The 3,221-nt window shown below is 54.9% G+C and carries 1 protein-coding gene; it reads left to right on the top strand.

All coding sequences use genetic code 11. The annotated features are described in order from the left end of the window. The first annotated feature begins 248 nt into the window (after nt 1-248). A complete protein-coding gene (locus tag ACFWU3_RS36380; protein ID WP_384445888.1) occupies nt 249-2,906 on the top strand; it encodes a LuxR C-terminal-related transcriptional regulator in 2,658 nt (885 codons plus the stop codon). The last annotated feature ends 315 nt before the right edge of the window (nt 2,907-3,221 follow it).

The following is a 3,221-nucleotide window of genomic DNA, read 5'->3' as shown; positions in this document are numbered from 1 at the left end:
GTTGAGACGCCGCACACCTCCCTCAACCGCACAGGAGCCTCATGCACTGCGGAGACCGTCCTCGTCACCCGATCAGTGGCTGCCGTGAAAAGGCTCACTCACCAACTCTCGCAGGCGGGCGCCACGCGCCGACTGTGAACCGCATAAGCATAAATTACTCAGGCATTTCTGTTTCCTTCTTGAGAGACTCCTTTTCAAGATCGGTGGGCAGTCAGACATCCAGGGGAGCTTCCCGCGAGATACATGAAATGGAAGTCGAGATAACAATCATGCAAGGGAAGGGTAATGCGGCACAGGCTTTTGACATATGGCCTTTTGTTGGCCGCGAGGCACAAGTGGGGGCTTTTCTGAGAGCAATCAACGAAGCCAAATATAATGCCTTTATCATTAAGGGCGAATCGGGAGTTGGGAAAACCCGCCTTGCTAAAGAATGCCTTGAGCAAGCCTTCTCAATTGGTCACGCCGGCGGAAGAACCGCCTTTCACGCTCCTAATGGAAGCCCTTCGAAAACCTTAATGCATGCTTTGCCCAGAGAATTCGATCGCATGAATCCGACCGATCACTCTTGGCGGGCGCGAGAAAAGAAGGCCACTCACTCGCCCCACAAGAAGCAGCATAAGCGGTTCATCATCCTCGTAGATGGCCTGCAATTCATAGACACGGCCTCCGCGATTTGGATCTCACAGCTGATGGACGCTGGCATAGTCTTCCTTCTTGCCACGCTCCAATCTGATACCGGAATGAGTAAAGTCGTATCTAGTCTCGTGGGGGCGGACTCCGCATGGCGGGTCGAAATTGCGGATTTCAGCCTTCCAGAGACTGAACGACTCATGGAAAACACCTTGGATGGGTTGGTGGCCCCATGTGTTTCGACCGCGCTTCAAAGGCTTAGCGGAGGCAGGGTGTCCTACCTCCGAGATCTTACGATGGAGACACTGAGAACCGGAAGCCTGAAATACTCGAATGAGATGTGGTTCCTAGGGGGACCATTGAAGGCCACGCGAGAGCTCAGGGAACTTTTCAACACCAGCTTCAGTGCAATTACCAAGGAGGCGAGGGAGCTCCTCGAACTTATTTCACTACGCGAAAGCATTGAAGCCAGAGAATTCCCCCTGGAGACAGCATGCGAGCTCGAAACAGCCGACCTTGTTAAGTCAATTAACTCGGGGAATCGTGAATTTCTTACCATGGCGCACCCTCTCTACAGCGCAGTGCTGACGGAGGGACTTTCGGAATCGAAGAAGAAATACCTTCTCTCGAAACATGCAACTCGCACACGCATACGAGGTGCACGACGCAGGCTCGACGTGTTGAACATTACTCTGGGGGAATTGAAGAAAGACGGGAAGGCTGACCCATCCATTCTTAAGTCCGCGCTACAGGTCGCCCGAGGCGAAAGAGACTTTTCCTCTTCCCGTCTTCTGGCTTCTGCAGCTTTCCGCAGCAGCAGTGACTTCCAATCGTGTCTTCTATTGGGTGAAGCGTTGCATGAAAGCGGGGAGACCCGGGAGGCAGATCGAATCCTGCAGACCGCTGAAACACTTGCCAGTACGCATAACCAACATCTCGAAGTTCTCATTATGAGGACGCGAAATCTGGCATGGGGACTCGGGGATTCAAACCTAGCACTCGAATTGTTCTCCCGAACAAGCGGACAGCACCAAACTGACGTCTCGCTCAATAGCAGCAAGGTATTGACCATGATGTCTTCGGGTCTAAAAACGCCAGCGCCATCAGAGGTCATGCAGGTTCCTTTGCAAAAGGATGACAGCACACTTCTGGAATGCCTTGCCCAAACGTGGGGCCTAGCGATCCGGGGTCGAAGCCTCGAGGCAATGCAATTGGGAGGTGCTGCATACGCGGCGTGCACCGACGTGGCTATAGACAGAAGCATCAAAATGCCAGATGCGACACATTTCCTGCCGCCTCTTATTGTGGCTTCAGAAGAAATTGGTGAGCTCGAGAGGGCCTACAATTTCGGCTTGCAGGAATGGAATGAAATCAGTGGACTCAGTCTCCACTGTTCAAAGATGTTGCTATCTTTGTCTATTTCCAGATGCGCAATACGGCGCGGCCTACCCTTGATAGCGCGTCGTTGGGCTGGGCAGGCTGCAGCCATGGCCCGGCAATCCGCATCGAAAGGGCAACTTTACGCAGCGGTACATCTAGTCGCTGAAGCGGCTCTGCTGATGGGTGATCTGGAGTCCGCAGAGCGTGCTCTTTCCGAAGCTCGCATGCTTCCCGAATGGGGAGTCTTTATTTTTGAGTGCGCAATTCCGAAGGCATGGTATGCAGCTGCGCATGGTGATCTCCCTCAAGCTATCTCAACGCTACTGAAGGGGGCAGCCGATGCGCGGCGTGCGGAGAATTTCGCCAGTGAAGGGAGGATCCTCACCGAGCTAGGTCGCCTTGGGCAGTTTGAACTTGCCAAAAATCGACTGAATGAACAGGTACCTGGCGGCGAATTTGTCTCTCTTTGCGCAAGGTATTTTGCAGCGCGGGCAGACGGAAATCCCGAGGCCATATTTGACTGTGCTCATGCATTGGAACACGCGGGTGCACTTTTGCTCGCAGCGGAGGCTGCCTCTTCTGCGGCTTCGGCATGGCGTCGACGACGTCACGTGCGCGAGGCAACGGCCGCTGGTAACAAAGCGGCAGCATTGGCCAAGATGTGTGAAGGTTCTCAGACTCCCGACCTGGTCGCTGTGCCGGTATCCATCCAATTGACCAAGCGGGAAAGAGAAATAGCGTTCCTCGTCGCCAAGCGATTGACAAATAGCGAAATAGCTAATCAAGCAAATATATCTCGTCGAACCGTGGAGAATCATTTGCAAAACATATACCGAAAGATAGGAGTTGCCACTAGAGGCGAACTCCGAAGCCAGTTGGAAGGGGATTCATCGTAGCGCCTGGATTTGGTTGCTGATCTAAACCGAGGCCGGTTATTGATGAGCCTCTCCCTTCGGGGAGGGTGCGGAACGGGGACGAACATGCGTGACATCAGCCGAAGGGGCTTGCTGGGGGCAGGACTTGGAGCCGCGGCCGCGATGGGGATCGCGGGCTGCGGCTCCCTCGGGTCGGACAACGGTGGACAAACCGGGTCGAGTGGTAGCGGTAAAGGCGGGTCGGGAAAGCCGTCGCCGTCCGAGAGCCAGGCCCGGCTCATAGGTGACGGCTCCACCTCCGACACCGGGGCGCAGCCGCACCAGCCGGCGAAGCCG

The organism is Streptomyces sp. NPDC058685 (assembly GCF_042714725.1).
Classification (GTDB): domain Bacteria; phylum Actinomycetota; class Actinomycetes; order Streptomycetales; family Streptomycetaceae; genus Streptomyces.
The sequence above is the reverse complement of the archived record's forward strand: the minus strand, read 5'-3'. Positions and strand labels throughout refer to the sequence as shown.